General features: G+C 69.3%; 15 protein-coding genes. 8 read left to right on the top strand and 7 right to left on the bottom strand.

What is annotated here, in order from left to right; translation table 11 throughout:
• Window positions 1–10: 10 nt before the first annotated feature.
• Window positions 11–370 (top strand): c-type cytochrome, encoded by a 360-nt coding sequence (locus GD429_RS07940; protein WP_152856437.1) that lies wholly within the window; start codon window positions 11–13, stop codon window positions 368–370.
• Between the two features lie 99 nt (window positions 371–469).
• Here GD429_RS07940 and GD429_RS07935 read toward each other — a convergent pair whose 3' ends face one another.
• Entirely contained in the window at window positions 470–904 is a 435-nt protein-coding gene (locus tag GD429_RS07935; RefSeq protein WP_152856436.1) for a DUF1841 family protein, read from the bottom strand.
• Window positions 905–1,199: 295 nt separating this feature from the next.
• Between GD429_RS07935 and GD429_RS07930 the strand changes: the two genes are divergently transcribed.
• Window positions 1,200–2,129, top strand: a complete 930-nt coding sequence (locus GD429_RS07930) for a DMT family transporter (protein ID WP_152856435.1) — start codon at window positions 1,200–1,202, stop codon at window positions 2,127–2,129.
• Between the two features lie 90 nt (window positions 2,130–2,219).
• Here GD429_RS07930 and nth read toward each other — a convergent pair whose 3' ends face one another.
• On the bottom strand, window positions 2,220–2,864 hold the full coding sequence (gene nth / locus GD429_RS07925; protein ID WP_152856434.1) for an endonuclease III: 645 nt from the start codon (window positions 2,862–2,864) through the stop codon (window positions 2,220–2,222).
• Window positions 2,861–3,919 (bottom strand): electron transport complex subunit RsxB, encoded by a 1,059-nt coding sequence (gene rsxB / locus GD429_RS07920; RefSeq protein ID WP_152856433.1) that lies wholly within the window; start codon window positions 3,917–3,919, stop codon window positions 2,861–2,863. Before rsxB ends, nth begins: the two co-directional genes overlap by 4 nt.
• A 156-nt stretch (window positions 3,920–4,075) precedes the next feature.
• Here rsxB and GD429_RS07915 point away from each other — a divergent pair, with 156 nt between their 5' ends.
• Window positions 4,076–4,708 carry a TetR family transcriptional regulator gene (locus GD429_RS07915; protein ID WP_047898676.1) on the top strand — a complete coding sequence of 211 codons (633 nt, stop codon included), beginning with the start codon at window positions 4,076–4,078 and terminating at the stop codon, window positions 4,706–4,708.
• Window positions 4,709–4,789: 81 nt separating this feature from the next.
• On the opposite strand, the gene GD429_RS07910 is transcribed toward GD429_RS07915, so the two are convergent.
• The gene (locus GD429_RS07910) at window positions 4,790–6,262 is read right to left on the bottom strand and encodes a polyhydroxyalkanoate depolymerase (RefSeq protein WP_152856432.1); all 1,473 of its coding nucleotides are present in this window, start codon (window positions 6,260–6,262) and stop codon (window positions 4,790–4,792) included.
• A 211-nt stretch (window positions 6,263–6,473) separates the two neighbouring features.
• A complete protein-coding gene (locus GD429_RS07900) occupies window positions 6,474–8,303 on the bottom strand; it encodes a glycoside hydrolase family 15 protein (RefSeq protein WP_152856430.1) in 1,830 nt (609 codons plus the stop codon).
• A 163-nt stretch (window positions 8,304–8,466) separates the two neighbouring features.
• On the opposite strand from GD429_RS07900, the gene GD429_RS07895 reads away from it, so the two are divergent.
• The gene (locus GD429_RS07895; protein ID WP_152856429.1) at window positions 8,467–9,711 is read left to right on the top strand and encodes a lactonase family protein; all 1,245 of its coding nucleotides are present in this window, start codon (window positions 8,467–8,469) and stop codon (window positions 9,709–9,711) included.
• Between the two features lie 100 nt (window positions 9,712–9,811).
• On the opposite strand, the gene GD429_RS40950 is transcribed toward GD429_RS07895, so the two are convergent.
• The gene (locus GD429_RS40950; protein WP_152856428.1) at window positions 9,812–14,560 is read right to left on the bottom strand and encodes a DNA translocase FtsK; all 4,749 of its coding nucleotides are present in this window, start codon (window positions 14,558–14,560) and stop codon (window positions 9,812–9,814) included.
• Between the two features lie 177 nt (window positions 14,561–14,737).
• Complete coding sequence (locus tag GD429_RS07885; protein ID WP_152856427.1) at window positions 14,738–15,283, bottom strand: META domain-containing protein; 546 nt, start codon at window positions 15,281–15,283, stop codon at window positions 14,738–14,740.
• A 209-nt stretch (window positions 15,284–15,492) separates the two neighbouring features.
• Between GD429_RS07885 and purT the strand changes: the two genes are divergently transcribed.
• From purT to GD429_RS07860, 4 genes are all read left to right on the top strand, one after another.
• Window positions 15,493–16,707: a formate-dependent phosphoribosylglycinamide formyltransferase gene (gene purT / locus GD429_RS07880; protein WP_152856426.1), complete on the top strand. Its 1,215-nt coding sequence runs from the start codon at window positions 15,493–15,495 to the stop codon at window positions 16,705–16,707.
• An 18-nt stretch (window positions 16,708–16,725) separates the two neighbouring features.
• Window positions 16,726–16,911, top strand: a complete 186-nt coding sequence (locus GD429_RS07875) for a DUF6726 family protein (RefSeq protein WP_072440792.1) — start codon at window positions 16,726–16,728, stop codon at window positions 16,909–16,911.
• Window positions 16,912–16,978: 67 nt separating this feature from the next.
• Window positions 16,979–17,365: an MliC family protein gene (locus tag GD429_RS07870; protein ID WP_152856425.1), complete on the top strand. Its 387-nt coding sequence runs from the start codon at window positions 16,979–16,981 to the stop codon at window positions 17,363–17,365.
• Window positions 17,366–17,753: 388 nt separating this feature from the next.
• Window positions 17,754–19,325, top strand: coding sequence for a DEAD/DEAH box helicase (locus tag GD429_RS07860; RefSeq protein WP_152856424.1), 1,572 nt, complete (start codon window positions 17,754–17,756; stop codon window positions 19,323–19,325).
• Window positions 19,326–19,369 lie beyond the last annotated feature (44 nt).

Raw genomic sequence — 19,369 nt, 5'->3', positions numbered from 1 at the left:
AGGAGCATTCATGAACAACGCATTCAAGACGGCGGCGGTGGCACTGGTGGCCGGCCTCGCGATCGGTACCGCGCACGCAGCGGACATCACGAAGGGCAAGGAACTGGTCGAATCGCACAACTGCGCGGCCTGCCACGGCGCGCAGATGAACAAGCCGATCAACGCCGAATATCCGCGCCTCGCCGGCCAGCATGCCGACTACCTCGTGTGGGCGATGCGCCAGTACCAGATGGGGCTGGCGAACCCGCTGATCGGCCGCAACAACGCGATCATGCAGGCGCAGGTGCAGAGCCTGTCGGTCAGCGACATGAAGGACATCGCGGCCTACATCGAATCGCTGAAAGAGACGGATCTCGTGTTCAAGAAGTAAGCGCGACGGGCCTGTCGGGCCCGCGCAGCAAAAATACCCCGCCGCGGCGGGGTATTTTTTTGTCCGCGGCCCGGGGGCTGCGTGCCGGCGCCGCGGTGGTCAGTCGCGCGATGCGCGGCGCAGGATGCGCTGCAGGTACGCGTCGGTGTCGGGCGGCGTGTTGGTGCGCTGCGCTTCCCAGATCGTCTCGCCGAGGCATTCCATGATCGCGTGCTGCGCGTCGTGGGTCGAGTCGAGCTTCGCCGCCAGCTTGTCGTGCGCGGCGCGGATGCCGGGCGGCTGGTCGATCGACAACTGCTCGCTGATCGCGAGATGCATCGACAGATGCAGGAACGGGTTCGTGCGGCCTTCCTCGGGCGTGTAGTTGCGCGCGGCCGCGCCGTCGGCATCGTCGAGCGCGGCGTGGTATTCGGGATGCTCGACGATCCAGTCGGCCGCCATCGCTTCCAGCGGCGTCAGGATCTCGCCCGCGCGCTGCTTGCGCCAGGTCTCGGTGAAAAAGCGACGCACTTCGTCGCGGCTTGGATTGAACATGGTGGGGGAACGTCGTGATTCGGGCGGCGTCGTGCCGCGTCGCGCATTGTACGCCGGGTCGGCGGACGGCGCTGGAGACGGCCTGGCGGCGGGCCGGAGCGGTTGGCGCGGCAAGCGGTAGCGGGGCGGACTGCCCGGCGGTGCGGGTGCGCGGCGATGGCCGGTTGAATCCGCAGCCAGTTGCGGCCGCTCCGTACCGGGTCGGCGAAACGGGTAAGCGTGGGCTAGGCTTGCCGCCGCCGCGCCGCTAAACTCCGACGATTCCCGTTACCGAGCCGTTCTCGCCCGTTCCGTCATGACCGCCACCGCCCGCTCATCGTCCGCCGCCCTGCAGGGCACGTTCTACGTCGCGCTGTCCGCCGCCGCGTTCGGCGCGATGGCGATCTTCGGCCGCTACGCATACGCGGCCGGCGTCGACGTGCTCGGCCTGCTGATCGTGCGCTTCGCGATCGGCGGCGCGGTGCTCGCCGCGATTGCGCGGCACCGCCGCGTCGCGTGGCCGCGCGGGCGTGCGCTCGCGCCGCTCGTGGCGATGGGCGCGCTCGGCTACGTCGGCCAGTCGTTCTGCTATTTCAGCGCGCTGCAGCACGCGCAGGCGAGCCTCGTCGCGCTGCTGCTGTACCTGTATCCGGCGTTCGTCACGCTGCTCGCCGCGTGGTGGCTCGGCGAGCGCCTCACGCGCGCGAAGGCTGTCGCGCTCGTGCTGTGCGTCGCGGGCTCCGCGCTGATGGTCGGCGGCGGGCACGGCGAGCCGCTCGGGATCGCGCTCGCGCTGGCCGCCGCGGTGATCTATTCGCTGTACATCGTCGGCGGAACGAAGGCGACGCGCGGCGTCGATCCGCTCGCGACCACCGCGATCATCTGCCTGTCGGCGACCGCGACGCTCGTGGCGATCGCAGTCGTGCGGACCGCGGCGTTCGGCGCACCGCCGCGCTGGCCTGCGACGGCCGGCGGCTGGGCGTCGATGCTCACGATCGCGCTCGTCTCGACGGTTGCGGCGATGCTCGCGTTCTTCGCCGGGCTCGAGCGGCTCGGGGCCGCGCGCACGTCGATGCTGTCGACGCTCGAACCGGTCGTGACGGTCGCGCTTGCGGCGCTGCTGTTCGGTGAAGCGCTGTCGCCGCTGCAGTGGGCGGGCGGCGTCGCGATCCTCGCGGCCGTGCTGGCGCTCGTGCGCGCGGGCGGCGCGGCGGCCGACGATGCGACCGCGACGTCCAACGCGTAGCCGCGGAGGGGAAGGGTGTGTGCGCCGCGACGGAGCCCGCGTGGCGCACCGCGTCGGACCGGCGCGCTGCGGCTCGGTCGCGCGTGACGCTTACTCGTTGGGCGGCGGCGTCTTCGGCCTGAATTCGCACAGCGGCTCGATCGCGCAGTGCCAGCATTCGGGCCTGCGGGCCTTGCACACATAGCGCCCGTGCAGGATCAGCCAGTGATGCGCGTCCTGCAGGAATTCCTTCGGCGTGAACTTCTCCAGCGCGGCCTCGACGGCGCGCACGTCCTTGCCCGGCGCGAGCCCCGTGCGATTCGCGACACGGAAGATGTGCGTGTCGACCGCGATCGTCGGCTGGCCGAACGCGGTGTTCAGCACGACGTTCGCGGTCTTGCGGCCGACGCCCGGCAGGCTTTCGAGCGCTTCACGATCGGCCGGTACCTCGCCGTCGTAACGGTCGAGCAGGATTTGGCACGTCGCGACCACGTTCTTCGCCTTGGTCCGGTAGAGGCCGATCGTCTTGATGTACTCGGTGACGCCTTCCTCGCCAAGCGCGACGATTTGTCGCGGGGTGTTCGCGACCGGAAACATCTTCCGCATCGCCTTGTTGACCGACACGTCGGTCGCCTGTGCGGACAGCATCACGGCGATCAGCAGTTCGAACGGCGTCGAGTATTCGAGTTCGGTGGTCGGATGCGGATTGAGGCTCTGCAGCGTTTCGTAGATCGCGCGTCGTTTGCTGGCGTTCATGGAGCGTTCTGGTCGGGCGGCGCGGACGGGCCGCCCTGGTCGTCGTTGCCTGCGTCGTGGTCGTGGTCGTTGCCGTCCGCCGCCGCGGCTTCGGCGTCGCGCTGCGCCTGCTGTTCTGCGAGCCGTTTGCGGCGGGCCTCGGCCGCGTCGATCTGGGCCTGGACGGCCGCGCTCACGCCTTCCGTGTTCTTCGGCCCGGCGCCTTGCCCGGAGAGTTCTTCCTTCTTCTTGCGCGCGCGTTCGAGTGCGGCGGCGATGATCGCGCGTTTCTTCGCGTCGGCATCGTCGGTGGCCGGTGCGGCGGCCGGCGCGTCGGGCTGCGCTCCGGGTTGTTCTGCGGCCGGCTTCGCAGCACCGGCACTGGCACCGGCACTGGCACTGGCACTGGCACTGGCACTGGCACTGGCACTGGCCGCGCGGCGTGCGGCGGCGCGCGCTTCGGCGGCCTCGCGTTCGCGGCGCTGGCGCGCGAGCCGGAGGTCATGGCGTTCGCGCGCGGCATCGGCCTGCTCTTGCGACCACGCGTCCCAGCCCGTGCGATCGCCGGTCACGGGCAGCATCGCGATGCAGTCGACGGGGCACGGCGGCACGCACAGGTCGCAGCCGGTGCAGAGCGATTCGACGATCGTGTGCATCTGCTTCGGTGCGCCGACGATCGCGTCGACCGGGCACGCCTGCATGCACAGCGTGCAGCCGATGCACAGGCTTTCGTCGATGAATGCGACCGCGCGCGGGTGCTCGCTGCCGTTGACGGGGTTCAGCGGAATCACCGGCTTGCCGAGCAGGCCGGCGAGGCGCGCGATGCCTTCGGCGCCGCCGGGCGGGCACTGGTTGTAGTTCGCGTCGCCGGCCGCGATCGCCTCGGCGTACGGACGGCAGCCGTTATAGCCGCACTTCGTGCATTGCGTCTGGGGAAGCAGATCTTCGATGCGATCCGCGAGTGTTTTGGAGTCGGTCACGGTGACAACGGGCGCAGCGGCGCCGAATGGCTCTCGGCCGCGCGGGGCGCGGCCGGAAAGGTTTGCCAAAGCTCGATTATCGCCGATTTCCCGCATTGCGCTGGAGGCCGTCTGTGCGCATAATCGAACCGCTTTTTTGCAGGGGCTCAGCAGGAGGGCGGCCGCACGCGGCGCGCCCGTTCCACGGCGGCCGGCGCCGAGGCGGTGGGGGTGCCGGTCCGGATCACGCGGCTCACATAGCAAAACGCCACCATGAATCAGCCAAAAATCAAAAGAGATCCTGAAGGTACGCGCCGTCGCATCCTGATGGCGGCAGCCGAAGAGTTCGCAAGTGGAGGGCTGTTCGGCGCACGCGTCGACCAGATCGCGCGCCGTGCCGAAACCAACGAGCGCATGCTCTATTACTACTTCGGCAGCAAGGAGCAGCTGTTTACGGCCGTGCTCGAACACGCGTTCTCCGCGCTGACCGAGGCCGAGCGCGTGCTCGATCTCGACGGCGTCGCGCCGGTCGAAGCCGTCACGCGGCTCGCGCATTTCGTTTGGGATTACTACCGCGATCACCCGGAGCTGCTCAGGCTCATCAACAACGAGAACCTGCACGAAGCGCGCTACCTGCACAAGTCGACGCGGATCCGCGAGATGATGTCGCCGATCGTCGCGAAGCTCGGCAACGTGCTGATGCGCGGCCAGAAGGCCGGGCTGTTCCGCAGCGACGTCGATCCGCTGCGCTTCTACGTGACGCTGTCGGGGCTCGGCTACTACATCGTGTCGAACCGCTTCACGCTCGCCGCGACGCTCGGCCGCGACTTCACCGACACCGACGAGCGCGCGGAAATGGTCCGGATGAACACCGAGGTGCTGCTCGCGTATCTGCTGCGGCGCTGACGCGGCGATCATTCGCCGCCGGATGCAAAAACGCCGCCGTGCGCAGGCAACGGCGGCGTTTTTTCGTCGGAACGCGGTGCGTCAGGCGGCCTTGCGCGTGCGCACGGCTTTTGCGCGCGGGCTGCTGCTTGCGCGCTTCGCGGCCGGTGCGGCCTTGGCGGGCGCGGCGGCCGCGACCGGTGCCTTCGCGCGCGTGCGCTTCGCCGTGGTGGCGCGCGTCGTTTCAGTCGGCGTGTCGATGGCCGGCACGGCCGTCAGCGTCGTGGCCGCCGGCGCCTCGGGGCGATCCTTCGTCGTGCCGTGCTTCGGCTCCGGCGCATGCTCGCGGATGAAGTCGCGCAACTGCGGGTAGATGATCGTGCGCCAGCGGCGGCCCGAGAAGATCCCGTAGTGACCGCACTTCTCGGCGGTCAGGCTGCGGCGATGGTCTTGCGGGATGCCCGTGCACAGCTCGTGCGCGACGTGCGTCTGGCCGCTGCCCGAGATGTCGTCGAGTTCGCCCTCGATCGTCATCAGCGCGGTGCGTTTGATGTCTTGCGGACGCACGCGCTCGCCTTCGACATCCCACGTGCCTTCGGCCAGCCGGAATTCCTGGAACACGACGCGGATCGTCTCGAGGTAATACTCGGCGGCCATGTCGAGCACCGCGTTGTACTCGTCGTAGAAGCGGCGGTGCGCTTCCGCGTCGTCCTCGTCGCCGCGCAGCAGGCTCTGGTAGAAATCCCAGTGCGATTGCGCGTGCCGTTCCGGGTTCATCGCGACGAAACCCGTGTGCTGCAGGAAGCCGGGATAGACCTGGCGGCCTTCGCCCGGATAGTTCGCGGGCACCGTGTGGATCACGTTGTTCTCGAACCACGCGGTCGAGTGCTGCGTCGCGAGCGAGTTCACCGACGTCGGGCTGCGGCGCGCGTCGATCGGGCCGCCCATCATCGTCATCGTGAGCGGCGTGTCCTCGCCGCGGCTCGCCATCAGCGAGATCGCCGCAAGCACCGGCACCGTCGGCTGGCACACCGAGATCACGTGCAGGTTGCGCGCACCGATGTGGCGGATGAACTCCTGGATGTACGCGATGTAGTCGTGCAGGTGGAACGGGCCGGTCTCGACCGGCACCATCCGCGCGTCGATCCAGTCGGTGATGTAGACCTTGTGATCCTGCAGCAGCGTGCGCACCGTGTCGCGCAGCAGCGTCGAGTGGTGGCCCGACAGCGGCGCGCAGACCAGCACGACCGGCTCGTCCTTCAGTTGCGTGACGGCGTCGGCGTCGTCCGAATAGCGCTTGAAACGCAGCAGCCGGCAGAACGGCTTCTCGACGATCGTCTGCTCGACGATCGGGATGTTGTGGCCGTCCTTGACGATCTGGTGAAGGTTGAATTCGGGCTTCTCGTAATCCTTGCCGAGCCGATACATCAGTTCGTACGCGGCGGCCATCCGCGTCGCGCCCGGCATCAGCGAGAACGGGCTGGACGGATTGGCGAACGACTTGGAGGCGGCCTGGGCCCAGGCGGTGAGCGGGCTCAGGATCGCCCGCTGGAATTCGTGCAATTGGTAAAGCATGCAGGCTACTCCCGCGTGGGGGACGGTGCGCAAGGGCGGCGTGGGGCGTCGCGGCGTGCCGTGTGGGTCAGCGGCCGGCCATGTTGCACTGCGGCCGGTCAATCGTGTCGATCATATCGGACAACGATGGATGGTGCAATGCAACATTTCCCCGATTTTTCATCAAACTTTTGCGATTTGACGTTCTCTGAAGAAGCTGCCGGCGCCTCGTTCAGCGCCCCGTGGCCATCGCCGGCGCCGGCTGGCCGGCCGCGCGCGCCATTGCGTCCTCGTGGTGCATCAGGTTCATCGCGGTATGCACGAGCGCCACGTGCGAGAACGCCTGCGGGAAGTTGCCGACGAGCCGCCCGGCAACCGGGTCGTATTCCTCCGCGAGCAGCCCGAGATCGTTCGACAGCGAGAGCAGCCGGCTGAACAGGCGGTGCGCGTCGTCGATCCGGCCGAGCAGCGCGTAGTTGTCGACCAGCCAGAAGCTGCATGCGAGAAACGTGCCTTCGCCGGGCGGCAGGCCGTCGTCGTAGTCGGTCGTGCGGTAGCGCATCACGAGCCCGTCGTGCAGCAATTCCCGCTCGATCGCCTCGACCGTGCCGACGATGCGCGGGTCTTCCGGCGGCAGGAAGCCGAGCAGCGGCATCAGCAGCACGCTCGCGTCGAGTTCGTCGCTGTCGTAGCTTTGCGAGAACGCCTGCTTCTCTTCGTGCCACGCGTTGTCGCATACGTCGGCATGGATCCGCTCGCGCAGCGCGCGCCAGCGGTCGAGCGAGCCGGGCAGCCGGAACATTTCCGCCGACTTGATCGCGCGGTCGAACGCGACCCACGCCATCACCTTCGAGAACGTGAAATGACGGCGGCCGCCGCGCGTTTCCCAGACCCCCTCGTCGGGTTCCTGCCAGATCTTCTCGAGGTGGTCGAGCAGCGCGCACTGCACGGACCAGACCGTGTCGTCGGCCTGCAGCCCGCCCACGCGCGCGAGGTGCAGCGCGGCCATCACCTCGCCGAACACGTCGAGCTGGAGCTGGTTGGCGGCGCCGTTGCCGATGCGTACCGGCTTCGAGTCCTGGTAGCCCGGGAGCCAGTCGAGCTCCATTTCAGGCAGCCGGCGCTCGCCGGCGATCCCGTACATGATCTGGATCTGCTCGGGCGAACCGGCCATCACGCGGCCGAGCCACGTGCGCCATGCGCGCGCCTCGTCGTAGTAGCCGCCGCGCATCAGCGCGAGCAGCGTGATCGTCGCGTCGCGCAGCCAGCAGTAGCGGTAGTCCCAGTTGCGGTTGCCGCCGATCTTCTCGGGCAGCGACGTGGTCGGCGCCGCGACGATGCCGCCGGTCGGCTCGTACGCGAGCGCCTTCAGCGTGATCAGCGAACGGCGCACGGCGGCCGCATAGCGGCCCTGCACCTGGCAGCGGCCCGACCATTCGAGCCAGTAATTCTCGGTGCGAGCAAGCATCGACAGCGGATCGCGTGCAGGCGGCAGCCGCATGTGCGATGCCGCGTAGCTGAGCGAGAACGGCACGCGCTCGTCGGCGCTCACCGTGAATTCCGCAATCGTGTGAAGATTCTTGCCGGTGAGCGGCACGGGCGTGCGCAGCACGACGGTGTCGGGGCCGGCGATCGCCTTCATGCCGTCCTCGCGGGTCAGTTGCGTGACCCACGGGACCGAGAAGCCGTAATCGAAGCGCAACACGAGCTCCATGCGCATCTTCATCGTGCCATGTCGGCCGACGACGATCCGCACGAGTTCGGACCAGCCGTTGCCGGGCGGCATGAAGTCGATCACGGTGACGGCGCCGTCGGCGCTTTCGTAATCGGTTTCGAGGATCAGCGTGTCGCCGCGATAGCGGCGGGTCGTGTGCGTGATCGCGGCGTCGGCGGCCGGCGCGAGCAGCCAGCGGCCGTGCTCGGGTGTGCCGACGAGCGCCGCGAAGCAGGCGCCCGAATCGAAGCGGGGCCAGCACAGCCAGTCGACGGAGCCGTCTTTTGCGATCAGCGCGGCGGTGTGGCCGTCGCCGACGAGGGCGTAGTCTTCGATCAGGGCGGGCATGGGCAGGCGATCCTTGGTTTCGAGTTCACAATGCGGACGGCGGCGCCCGGGCTTCACGTGCCGCCGGCGCGCCCCGTATACTCGGCCGGGCGGCGGAGCGCGTGAACGGCCGGCGCTTCGTCCTATCTCAACACTTGAAGCGAATCGATGCAAGGAGGATTCAATGCCCAACCGTTTACGCGAGCGTGACGCACGCGCTTCGACACGAGGGTTCCCGGTTAGGCTCGCTCACTGGATGAAAGGTTTCGCGATCGTGCTCTCCCTGTCCGCGACCCACGCATTTGCGCAGCAATCGCCCGCCCCGGCCGACGGCGTCTACAACCTGCTGGTCGGCACCTATACGGGCGGCGGCAGCGACGGGATCTATGTTTACCGCTTCGATACGAAAACCGGCAGCGTCGCGCCGGTGTCGTCGGCGAAGACCGTGAATCCGTCGTATCTGTTGCCGAGCCGCGACGGTCGCACCGTCTACGCGGTCAACGAGCTGCCCGGCGACGACGGGCCGGCGACGCAGCGCGGCGGCGTCAGCGCGTTCCGCTTCGACGCGAAGACGGGCGCGCTGACCTTCATCGACCGCGTGTCGTCGGAGGGGAACGATCCTTGCTATCTCGCGCTGTCGCCGGACGGCAAGCACCTCGTGACGGCCAACTATTCGGTCGCGGCGGATCCGGGCGGCAGCTTCGCGGTGTTCCCGCTGCGCGACGACGGCGCGGTCGGCCAGGCCGTGCTGACCGTGCACCATGAAGGCACGGGGCCCGTGAAGGGCCGCCAGGACGGCGCGCACGTGCACTCGACGGTGTTTTCGCCGGACGGCGGTTACCTGTTCGTGCAGGATCTCGGCGCGGACAAGATCTACGGCTACCGCTACACGGTGGACGGCAGCCGCGGGCTGATCAGCCCGACCGACACGCGCTACACGCCGGTGAAGGCCGGTTCGGGCCCGCGTCACATGGTGTTCAGCGCCGACGGCCGGTTCGCGTACGTGACGAGCGAGCTGAACGCGTCGGTCGAGGTGTTCGGCCATCGCGACGGCAAGCTGACGCAGGTCGAGACGCTGCCGATGACGGCGCCGGGCTTCAAGGGCAAGGTCGGCGGCGGCGCGATCCACCTGTCGCCGGACGGCCGCTTCCTGTATGCAAGCAACCGCGGCGACGCGAACGACATCGTGATCTACGCGGTGAATCAGGCCGACGGCCGGCTCAAGCACGTCGGCCGACAGTCGAGCCTCGGCAAGACGCCGCGCGAGTTCCTGATCGATCCGACCGGCAAGTGGCTGATCGTCGGCAACCAGGACAGCGATACGTTCTACGTGTTCAGCCGCGATGTCGAATCGGGGCAGCTCGGCGCGAATCCGCAGAAGGTCGCGGTCGGCAAGCCGGTCGACTTCAAGCTGGTGCCGGTGCTGTAAATGACGAAGGGCGCTGCCGAAGCAGCGCCCTTCGTGTTCCGGGGTGGCCGGTTTCGCGGTGCGCCGGCGCCTGCCGATCGCGGCCGAACGGCCGCCGCGCTCAGTCGGCCGCGGCCGGCACGAGCACCTCGCGGCTGCCGTTGATGCCCATCGCCGATACGAGCCCGGCCGCTTCCATCTGCTCGACGAGGCGCGCGGCGCGGTTGTAGCCGATGCGCAACTGCCGCTGCACCGACGAGATCGACGCGCGCCGCGTGCGCACGACGAATGCGACGGCTTCGTCGTACAGCGGATCGGCTTCCGCGTCCGGCGCTTCGCCGAACAGGTCCTGCGTCGCGCCATCGGCGGCCGGGCCGTCGAGAATACCTTCCTCGTACTGCGGCTCGCCGAACTGCTTCAGGTACTCGACGATCCGGTGCACTTCCTCGTCGGCGACGAACGCGCCGTGCACGCGCTGCGGGTAACCGGTGCCCGGCGGCAGGAACAGCATGTCGCCCATCCCGAGCAGCGATTCGGCGCCCATCTGGTCGAGGATCGTGCGCGAGTCGATCTTCGATGACACCTGGAACGCGACGCGCGTCGGGATGTTCGCCTTGATCAGGCCCGTGATCACGTCGACGGACGGACGCTGCGTCGCGAGGATCAGGTGGATGCCGGCCGCGCGCGCCTTCTGCGCGAGGCGCGCGATCAGTTCTTCGATCTTCTTGCCGGCGACCATCATCAGGTCGGCCAGCTCGTCGATCACGACGACGATCAGCGGCAGTTTCGACAGCGGCTCGGGATCCTCGGGCGTCAGCGAGAACGGGTTGCCGATCTTCTTTTCCTTCGCTTCCGCGTCGCGGATCTTCTGGTTGAAGCCCGCGAGGTTGCGCACGCCGACGGCCGACATCAGCCGGTAGCGCTTCTCCATTTCGCCGACGCACCAGTTCAGCGCGTTCGCCGCGAGCTTCATGTCGGTGACGACCGGCGCGAGCAGGTGCGGGATGCCTTCGTAGACTGACAGTTCCAGCATCTTCGGGTCGATCATGATGAGCCGCACGTCCTCGGGCGTCGCCTTGTACAGCAGCGACAGGATCATCGCGTTGATCGCGACTGACTTGCCCGAGCCCGTCGTGCCCGCGACGAGCATGTGCGGCGCCTTCGCGAGATCGGTCACGACCGGGTGGCCGGTGATGTCCTTGCCCATCGCGATCGTCAGTTGCGACGGCGAATGCTGGTACTCGCGTGCGGCAAGGATTTCCGACAGACGGATCATCTGGCGCTTCGCGTTCGGCAGTTCGAGGCCCATGCAGGTCTTGCCGGGAATCGTCTCGACGACGCGGATCGACGTGAGGCCGAGGCCGCGCGACAGGTCCTTCATCAGGCCGACGATCTGGCTGCCGCGTACGCCGAGCGCGGGTTCGATCTCGAAGCGCGTGATCACGGGGCCGGCCGATGCGCCGACGACCGTCACCGGCACCTTGAATTCCTGCAGCCGCTGTTCGATCACCTGGGCCGTCTGCGCGAGGTGTTCCTCGGTGATCATTTCGACGTCGTCGGACGCGGGCTCGAGCAGGTCGAGCGTCGGCAGTTCGACGTTGAACGACGCGGGCGCGTGGAATTCGAACGCGTTCGGGCGCGGCTGGCGCGCGGGGGTGTCGGGAGCGGCGGCTGTGTCGGCTGCGGCAGGCGCAGCCGGTTCGGTTGCCACGGCGGCGATGGCGCCGACGGGGGCGGCAACGGGAAGCGTCGGCGCGGCAGCGGCAGTCGCCGGCGTGGGCAGGCCCGCGCCGGGAACGGTTGCTGCCGGCTGTGGTGCTGCGATCGATGCGGCAGCCGGTGTCGTAGGCACATTCGGCACCGACCAGCTCGCCGACGAAGCGGCAGGGGCGGGCGGCGCAGCGAACGTCGTGGTTGCGGTTGCCGCAGGCGCCGATGCGATCGGCAGGGGCTGCGTCGCGGTCGTTGCCGCGATGGACGCCAGCGATCCGGCCGCGGCGACAGGCGAGCCTGCGACCGGTTGAGCCGGAGCCGGAGCCGCCGCGGCCGTGGTCATCGTAACGACTTCGCCCGAGGGCGATGTCGTTACGACGGAAGCGGCTGGCGGAACCGGCAGGCTGGCCGCCGGCTGCGGTGCGGTTGCGCTGGATCCGCCGAATGTCGTGCCGGTCGACTGGATTGCCGTGTTGGCCGACAGAGTCGATGCGGGCGCGAAAGGCTGCGCGGCGATCGAGCCGGACGCGAAACTCACAGGCGCCGCGGGAGCGGGCGTAGGCGTCGCCGCTGGTGCGGGCGCTTGCGTTGTCGAACCGGATGTCGAATCAGGCGCGCCGGGAGTCGATGGTGCGGCGGCGGGTGCGGCTATCGATGCGGGCGTTGATTCGCGGGAGAGGGAGCCGTAAGTCGCGCCCGTACCGCTGGCCGGTGCCGAGGCGGCCGGCTGCGAAAGCGAAGCGGATGCCGGGCCGGTTGCACCGACCGGGGAAGTCGATGCAGCCGGTGCAAAGGTCGGTGCCGAAGCGGCCGGCTGCGGAAGCGAAGCGGATGTCGTGCCGGTTACGCCGACCGGTGAAGTCGACGCGATCGATGCAACGGTCGGTGCCGATGCGACCGGCTGCGGAAGCGAAGCGGATGCCGTGCCGATTACACCGGCCGGTGCAGCCGCAGCCGTGTCGGGCGCCATGCTCGATGCAGAGGCAGGTACCTGCGCGGCCGCACCGTGAGCGGCGCCGCCGAGCGGCGAAGTAGCGGCGGCCGAAGCCGTCGGTGCTGCGGCAAACGGTTGAGCTGCCTGCGATTGCGGCAATTCCGCGGAAACGGCCGTATCTGTCGTTGCAGGTTGCACGGTCGGCGGAATCGATGGTGTCCGCGTCCAATCTGTCGCGGGCGTGGCGCCCGGTGCGATTGCCGGCAGCGGTGCGGCACGTTCGGCGGCTTTCGGCTCGACGGTTTCCGATGCGGTACGCGATGCAGCCGATGCCGACGCCGCCGCAAGCGACACGGCGTCGGAACTGGCGCGTGCCGACGATTCTGCGATCGACGAAGAGGGGAGGGCCGCAAACGGCGCGATCTCCCCGGCGGGTCTGACGTCGGCGTGAGCATCGGCGACGCCCTGCGGCGCACGGGCCGGAGCAACGCGATCGATCGCGGGCACCGGTTGTGCTGCGCGCTTGTCATCGGTATCGACGGACGCAACCGGTTTGATTGCAGCGATGTCGTGAACCGCCTCGTCTTGCAGTTGCGCGGAGGCCGCATTGGCCGGCTCCGATCCAGTCGCGTCCGTCAGCGACGCGGCGATCGGGTTCCAGGCCGATCCATCGAACGCGGAAACCGGCCGGCTGGCGAGGTCTTCCCACGGAGCGAGGTCGATCGGCGCGTCGAACGACGGCGCGGGCGCGATTCCGGACGCCGGTGCGGCGGGCGCATCGGCGGCGTGCCGGATCGGGTTGTCGGCGTGATGGGCAAACGCGGCATCGTCGATGCCGGTATTCGACAGCGTGTGCGGTGCGGTGTCGTCGAACGCAGTGGCGCCCCAATCGGCAATCGGCGCGTGGATACGGGGTTCTGCCGGCATGAACGCGTCCAGCGCGATCGGCGCGTTGTCGTCGTATGCGGGCGCGGCATCGGGTCCGGCCTGAATGCCGGCGTTATGGGCCGCGACGCCGTGCGTCGCGGAGGCGAACCCGTTCGACACGGCAGCCGACACCGGCGCGGCAACGCTGCCGGCTGCTGCTGCCATACCGGCCACGGTTGCGGCGGCCGCCGCCGCGTGCGCGGCATCGGTCGACTGCGCACCGCCGAGCGTGGCCCATTGTGCGGTGCTGGCCTCGATCGAGCGCAGCGTGTCGTGAACGCTCGGCGCCGGCGTGATCGGTGCGGCGGGTTTTTCCGTCCATGCATAAAGCGGCGCGCGCGCCGGCGTTTGCGGCGCCGGGCGGCGGCGCGCGGCGTCCGGCGGCAAACCGGCCGCGCCGATCCCCGCCGCCGGTCGCACGGGCGGGCGCGGCGGCGCGCTGGCCGGCCGCGGCGTGACCGTGGTGTGCGGAGCGGCCTGCTTCAGTGCAGCGGTGGCCGGTCGCGCAGCCGTCGGCCGCGGCCGGACGGGTTCGAATCCGACCGGAAGCGGGGCGGGATCGGGGCGCGGCACTTGCGAGTTCGCCGCCGCGCGCGCGAGGCTGGCGGTGCTGCCGGTTGTCGGCGGCGGCATCGCGCTGGCCGGAATCGGCGCGGGCGGCGCCGGCATGCTGCGACCGGTCGCGGTCGGCTTCAGCCAGCCCGACGGCGCGACGGGTTCCGCGTTCGGACGCGGGGCCGTCTTGCTGCGCGGCTTCGGCCGCGCCTGCGGGTCGGGTTTCCACAGCGTCGGGCGCGAATACCGGCCGTTCTGGCGCGGCGCCATCGAGTTGACGGTATGCGCGGTGGTCGGCTGCACGACGTCGTCGTCGCGATGCAGCGCGCTGCGCGGCAGGTCGGCGATCCCGCGGGCATCGTCGTCGTCGCGCTCGCGCGACAGCTTCACGCCGAACGACGTGTCGACCCATGCGGCGAACTGGCGCCAGCCGATGCCGGTCAGCCAGGGCAGCCCGGCGAGGAACAGCACGGCCATCGCGACCGGCGTGCCGATCGGGCCGAGCACATGTGCGAAGCCTGCCGAGAACGCGTGGCCGAGCGCGTTCGTGTCGGGGCCCGACAGCGCGCTCGTGAGCGTGCAGCTAGCGACGAACACCGCGGCGAAGCCGAGCCACAGGCGGATCGAGCCGCGGCCGGCGAGGCCGCCGCCGCCGGGCAGCATCGCCTGTACGAGACGCCAGAACAGAAGGAGGAACCAGACGGCGGAGATGCCGAACCAGCCGAAGACAACCGTGTGCATGCTTTGAAACAGGAGTGGGGAGGGGCGCGCGGGGCGCGACCCGCCGAGTTTAACCGGCCGGCGAACCAGATTCTAAGGCGGCGTGAATTCGTTTCACGCCGTGCGGCGCGTGCGTCCGGCACACGCGCGTGGCGCGCAACGCGAAGGCGGTCGGCCGGCCTTCGCGCGCGCGGTGCATCAGGGGCTCCGGTGCGTGAAGGTCAGCGTCGCGCCGGCATTGGTCACGATCTGCAATTGCTTGGGCTCGCGCATCTGCACGCCGGTCTTCTCGATGTGGGCAAGCGCGTCGAGGTACGCGTGTTCGAGCTGGCCGCCGAGCGTATTCGGGCAGGCCATCCGTGTGCCGGCCAGTGGCCCGAAGCTCAGCAGGCCGTTCTTGATCGCGTAGGTGCCCATATAGCGGTTGCAGCCGGAGAACCCGCTGGCGCGCCGGATGCCCGAATCGGTCGACAGCGCGAGCTTGATCGGCTCGCCGTTGTCGCCGTGCGGGATCGTGCGCGGCGTGCCGTCGGCATTCAGCCAGCTGGTGAGTTCCCAACTCGTGTCGTCGAGCAACTGGACGGCGGCCGGGTTGTACGGGTCGGGTGCGGGGGCGGCGGAATCGGGATGGGTCGGCATCGCGCAGGCGGCGAGAAGCGTGGCAAGCGTCAACGCGCAGAGCGGCGTGCGCAACGGACGAAGCAGGCCGGTGCGGGCGCGGACGGCTGCGAACAGGTGGGACATGAGCCTCGTTCCTCATCGGATTCTGATCAAGGCGTAAGAGTAACGCACCCGCCCCGCGGCAGGCGAGCGGACACTTCGCGCGTGAAAACGTTCGCGGCCTGCCCGCGCGCGGCGCGCGGCCGGGCCGCGGCGAAACGCACCAAACCGACGCCGCGGCGCGTGTTAACATCGGGGCCGTTTTCGTCCTCCACCAGAAAGCGGGAAATCACATGCAGATCGGTCAGCGGCTCGGTACGCCGCTTTCGCCCTCGGCCACGCGCGTCATGCTGCTCGGCGCCGGCGAACTCGGCAAGGAAGTCATCATCGCGTTGCAGCGGCTCGGTGTAGAAGTCATCGCGGTCGACCGCTATCCGGACGCACCGGGCCATCAGGTCGCGCATCGCGCGCACGTGATCGACATGACGGACGCCGCCGCGCTGCGGGCGATCGTCGAGGCCGAGCGCCCGCACCTGATCGTGCCGGAGATCGAGGCGATCGCGACCGACGCGCTCGCGGCGATCGAGGCGGCCGGCCTCGCCGAGGTGATCCCGACCGCACGCGCGACGCAACTCACGATGAACCGCGAAGGGATCCGCCGGCTCGCGGCCGAGGAGCTCGGGCTGCCGACGTCGCCGTATGCGTTCGCGGATTCGTTCGAGGCCTTCAGTGCGGCGGTCGCGAAGATCGGCATGCCGTGCGTCGTGAAACCGGTGATGTCGTCGTCGGGCAAGGGGCAGTCGGTCGTGAAGACCGAAGCCGACGTGAAGCCCGCATGGGACTACGCGATGGCGGGCGGACGCGTGAACCACGGCCGCGTGATCGTCGAGGGCTTCATCGATTTCGAATACGAGATCACGCAACTGACCGTGCGCGCGATCGACCCGGCGATGCTCGGCACGCGCACCTACTTCTGCGAGCCGGTCGGCCACGTGCAGGTCGCGGGCGACTACGTCGAGTCGTGGCAGCCGCAGCCGATGAGCGCGGCGGCGCTCGAGAAGTCGCGCGAGATCGCGCACAAGGTTACCGAGGCGCTCGGCGGGCGCGGGATGTTCGGCGTCGAGCTGTTCGTGCGCGGCGACGACGTGTGGTTCTCGGAAGTGAGCCCGCGGCCGCACGATACGGGCCTCGTCACGCTCGCGTCGCAGCGCCAGTCGGAATTCGAGCTGCACGCGCGCGCGATTCTCGGGCTGCCGGTCGATCCGGCGCTCGGTACGCCGGCCGCGTCGGCCGTGATCTACGGCGGGCTCGACGAGCGCGGGATCGCGTTCGAAGGCGTGCGCGACGCGCTCGCGGTGCCGGGCGCCGACCTGCGCCTGTTCGGCAAGCCGGAAAGTTTTGCGAAGCGGCGCATGGGCGTCGCACTGGCGACCGGCGCGACCGTCGACGAAGCCCGCGAACGCGCGAAGCGCGCCGCCGCGGCCGTCCGGCCCGTGTCGGCCCGCTGACGGAACGAGGAGAGGGCGATGGCGCCGATCTGGCTGCGTATCGGAAAGCTGGGCGCCGCGCTGGCGCTTGCCGCGAGTCTCGCGGGTTGCGGCCTCGCGGCCGCGCCGTGCCGGGTGGCATCGGCCGGGCTCAAGATCGTGCCGCTCGTCGGCCATGTCGCGGCCGCGCCGACCGACGCGTGCGCCGACGTCATCGATCCCTGACGACGAACCGACAATAACCGCGCGCCCCGCGAGGGCGCGTCTGAACCCGTCTCGTGAGAGGACCTGCATGATTCGCCAAACCGTCGCCGCCCTCGCCCTCGCCCTCGCCGGCGCCGCCGTTTCCGTCGCGCATGCCGCGCAACTGACCGTCGAAGAGATCGACGCCGATGCGCGCCAGCAGACCGTTTACCAGTGCGCGAACCAGAAACAGCCCGTGCGCGTGTCGTACTGGCTCGCGGGCAACGGCCAGAGCTTCGCGCTGGTGCCGGTCAACGGCCGGCAAATGCTGTTCGTCGATACCGTGTCGGCCTCGGGCGCGCGCTACCAGGCCGGCCGCTATACGTGGTGGACGAAGGGCAAGGAAGCGACGCTGCGCGACGAGATCGCCGACCAGAAGTCGCCGCCGCTGCTTGGCGACTGCGTGCAGGTCGAGAAGAAAAAGAAGAAGGGCTGAGCGCCGGGCGCGATCGTGGATCGTGCCCGCTGGCGCCTGCAGGCTGCCGGACCCGAAGGTCCGGCGCTCAGGCTGGCCGCGGACGCCTGGGCAACGCAATTCTGGATCGGGCCCCTTATATTGATCGACGACCGATCGGGATAGCCCGGCCGGGCGGTGCGCCGGCCGTGCGGCGCTGTCCGGGCCCGCCGCGCGAACCGCCGTTGCGGCCGTTCGCGGCGTTGTCACGGACAGATGGCCGCGCAGTGCTACAATACGGCCCTTTCCGCCGGCATTCGCGCCGAACGGAGTCCGCGCGGCCTGGTGTCCAGCGTTCGCATTGAACCGGTCCCAAGCGCCAGAGCGGCGCCGCGCGGCGCGCCGCGGCTCCGTCTATTTCCGAATTGTGATGAGCGCAGGCCCGGCTGGCCTGACGCACGATGTCCCCGCCGCGCCTTTTGAGCGAAACGCCACCATGTCCGATTCTGTCGCCAAGCCCGTCGACGCAACCTTCGACCAATTCGGCCTAGCCGCCGATATCCTGAAAGCCATTGTGGAGCAGGGCTATACGACGCCGACGCCGATCCAGGCGCAGGCCATTCCGGTCGTGCTCGCCGGCCGCGACGTCATGGGCGCCGCGCAAACAGGCACCGGCAAGACCGCGAGTTTCTCGCTGCCGATCATCCAGCGCCTGCTGCCGCAGGCCAACACGAGCGCGTCACCGGCGCGCCACCCCGTGCGTGCGCTGATCCTCACGCCGACCCGCGAACTCGCCGACCAGGTCGCTGCGAACGTGCACGCGTACGGGAAGCACACGCCGCTGCGCAGCGCGGTCGTGTTCGGCGGCGTCGACATGAACCCGCAGATGGCCGAACTGCGCCGCGGCGTCGAGATCCTGATCGCGACACCGGGCCGCCTGCTCGACCACGTGCAGCAGAAGACCGCGAACCTCGGCCAGGTGCAGATGCTCGTGCTCGACGAAGCCGACCGGATGCTCGACATGGGCTTCCTGCCCGATCTGCAGCGCATCCTGAACCTGCTGCCGAAGGAGCGCCAGACGCTGCTGTTCTCGGCCACTTTCTCGCCGGAAATCAAGAAGCTCGCGTCGACCTACCTGCGCAACCCGCAGACGATCGAGGTCGCGCGCAGCAACTCGACGAACGCGAACGTCACGCAGATCGTCTACGACGTCGCCGAAGGCGACAAGCAGGCGGCCGTCGTGCAGTTGCTGCGCGATCGCGGGCTCAAGCAGGTGATCGTGTTCTGCAACAGCAAGATCGGCGCGAGCCGGCTCGCGCGCAATCTCGAGCGCGACGGCGTGGTCGCGTCGGCGATCCACGGCGACAAGACGCAGATCGAGCGGATGCAGGCGCTCGACGCGTTCAAGCGCGGCGAAATCGAGGCGCTGGTCGCGACCGACGTGGCAGCACGCGGCCTCGACATCGTCGAACTGCCGGCCGTGATCAACTTCGACCTGCCGTTCAGCGCGGAAGACTACGTGCACCGGATCGGCCGTACCGGCCGTGCGGGCGCGACCGGCGACGCGCTGTCGCTGTGCAGCCCGAACGAGCGCAAGCAGCTCGCCGATATCGAGAAGCTGATCAAGCGTCCGCTCGAAGTGCAGACGCTCGCGCTCGACAAGCCGGCGCGCCATCGTCAGGACGATCGTGGCAGCGAGCGCGGCGGCGAGCGTAGCGGCGACCGCAACAGCGAGCGCGGCGGCGAACGCGGTGGCCGGCGCGAACGCGACGAGCATCGCGGTGCGTCGGGGCGCCGCTCGGCCGGTTCCGAGCGCGGCGGTCATCATCGTCGCCACGAAGCGCCGGTCGACGATTTCTTCCTGAAGCCGTATGAACCGTCGGCGGCGGCAAAGCAGTCGGATGAAGCGCAGCCCGCGCATCAGCCCGAGAAGAAAGGGCCGAAGCGCCAGGTCGCCGCGCTGCTCGGCGGGTTCGGGATGCCGCGCAAGCCGTCGGCGTAAGCCGGACGGGCATGGCGGTGCGGCGCGCGAGCGCTGCCGGAAAA

Source organism: Burkholderia sp. BE17, from assembly GCF_009362305.1.
GTDB classification, from domain to species: Bacteria; Pseudomonadota; Gammaproteobacteria; order Burkholderiales; family Burkholderiaceae; genus Burkholderia; species Burkholderia pyrrocinia_C.
This window is presented reverse-complemented; position numbering and strand designations above follow the sequence as displayed.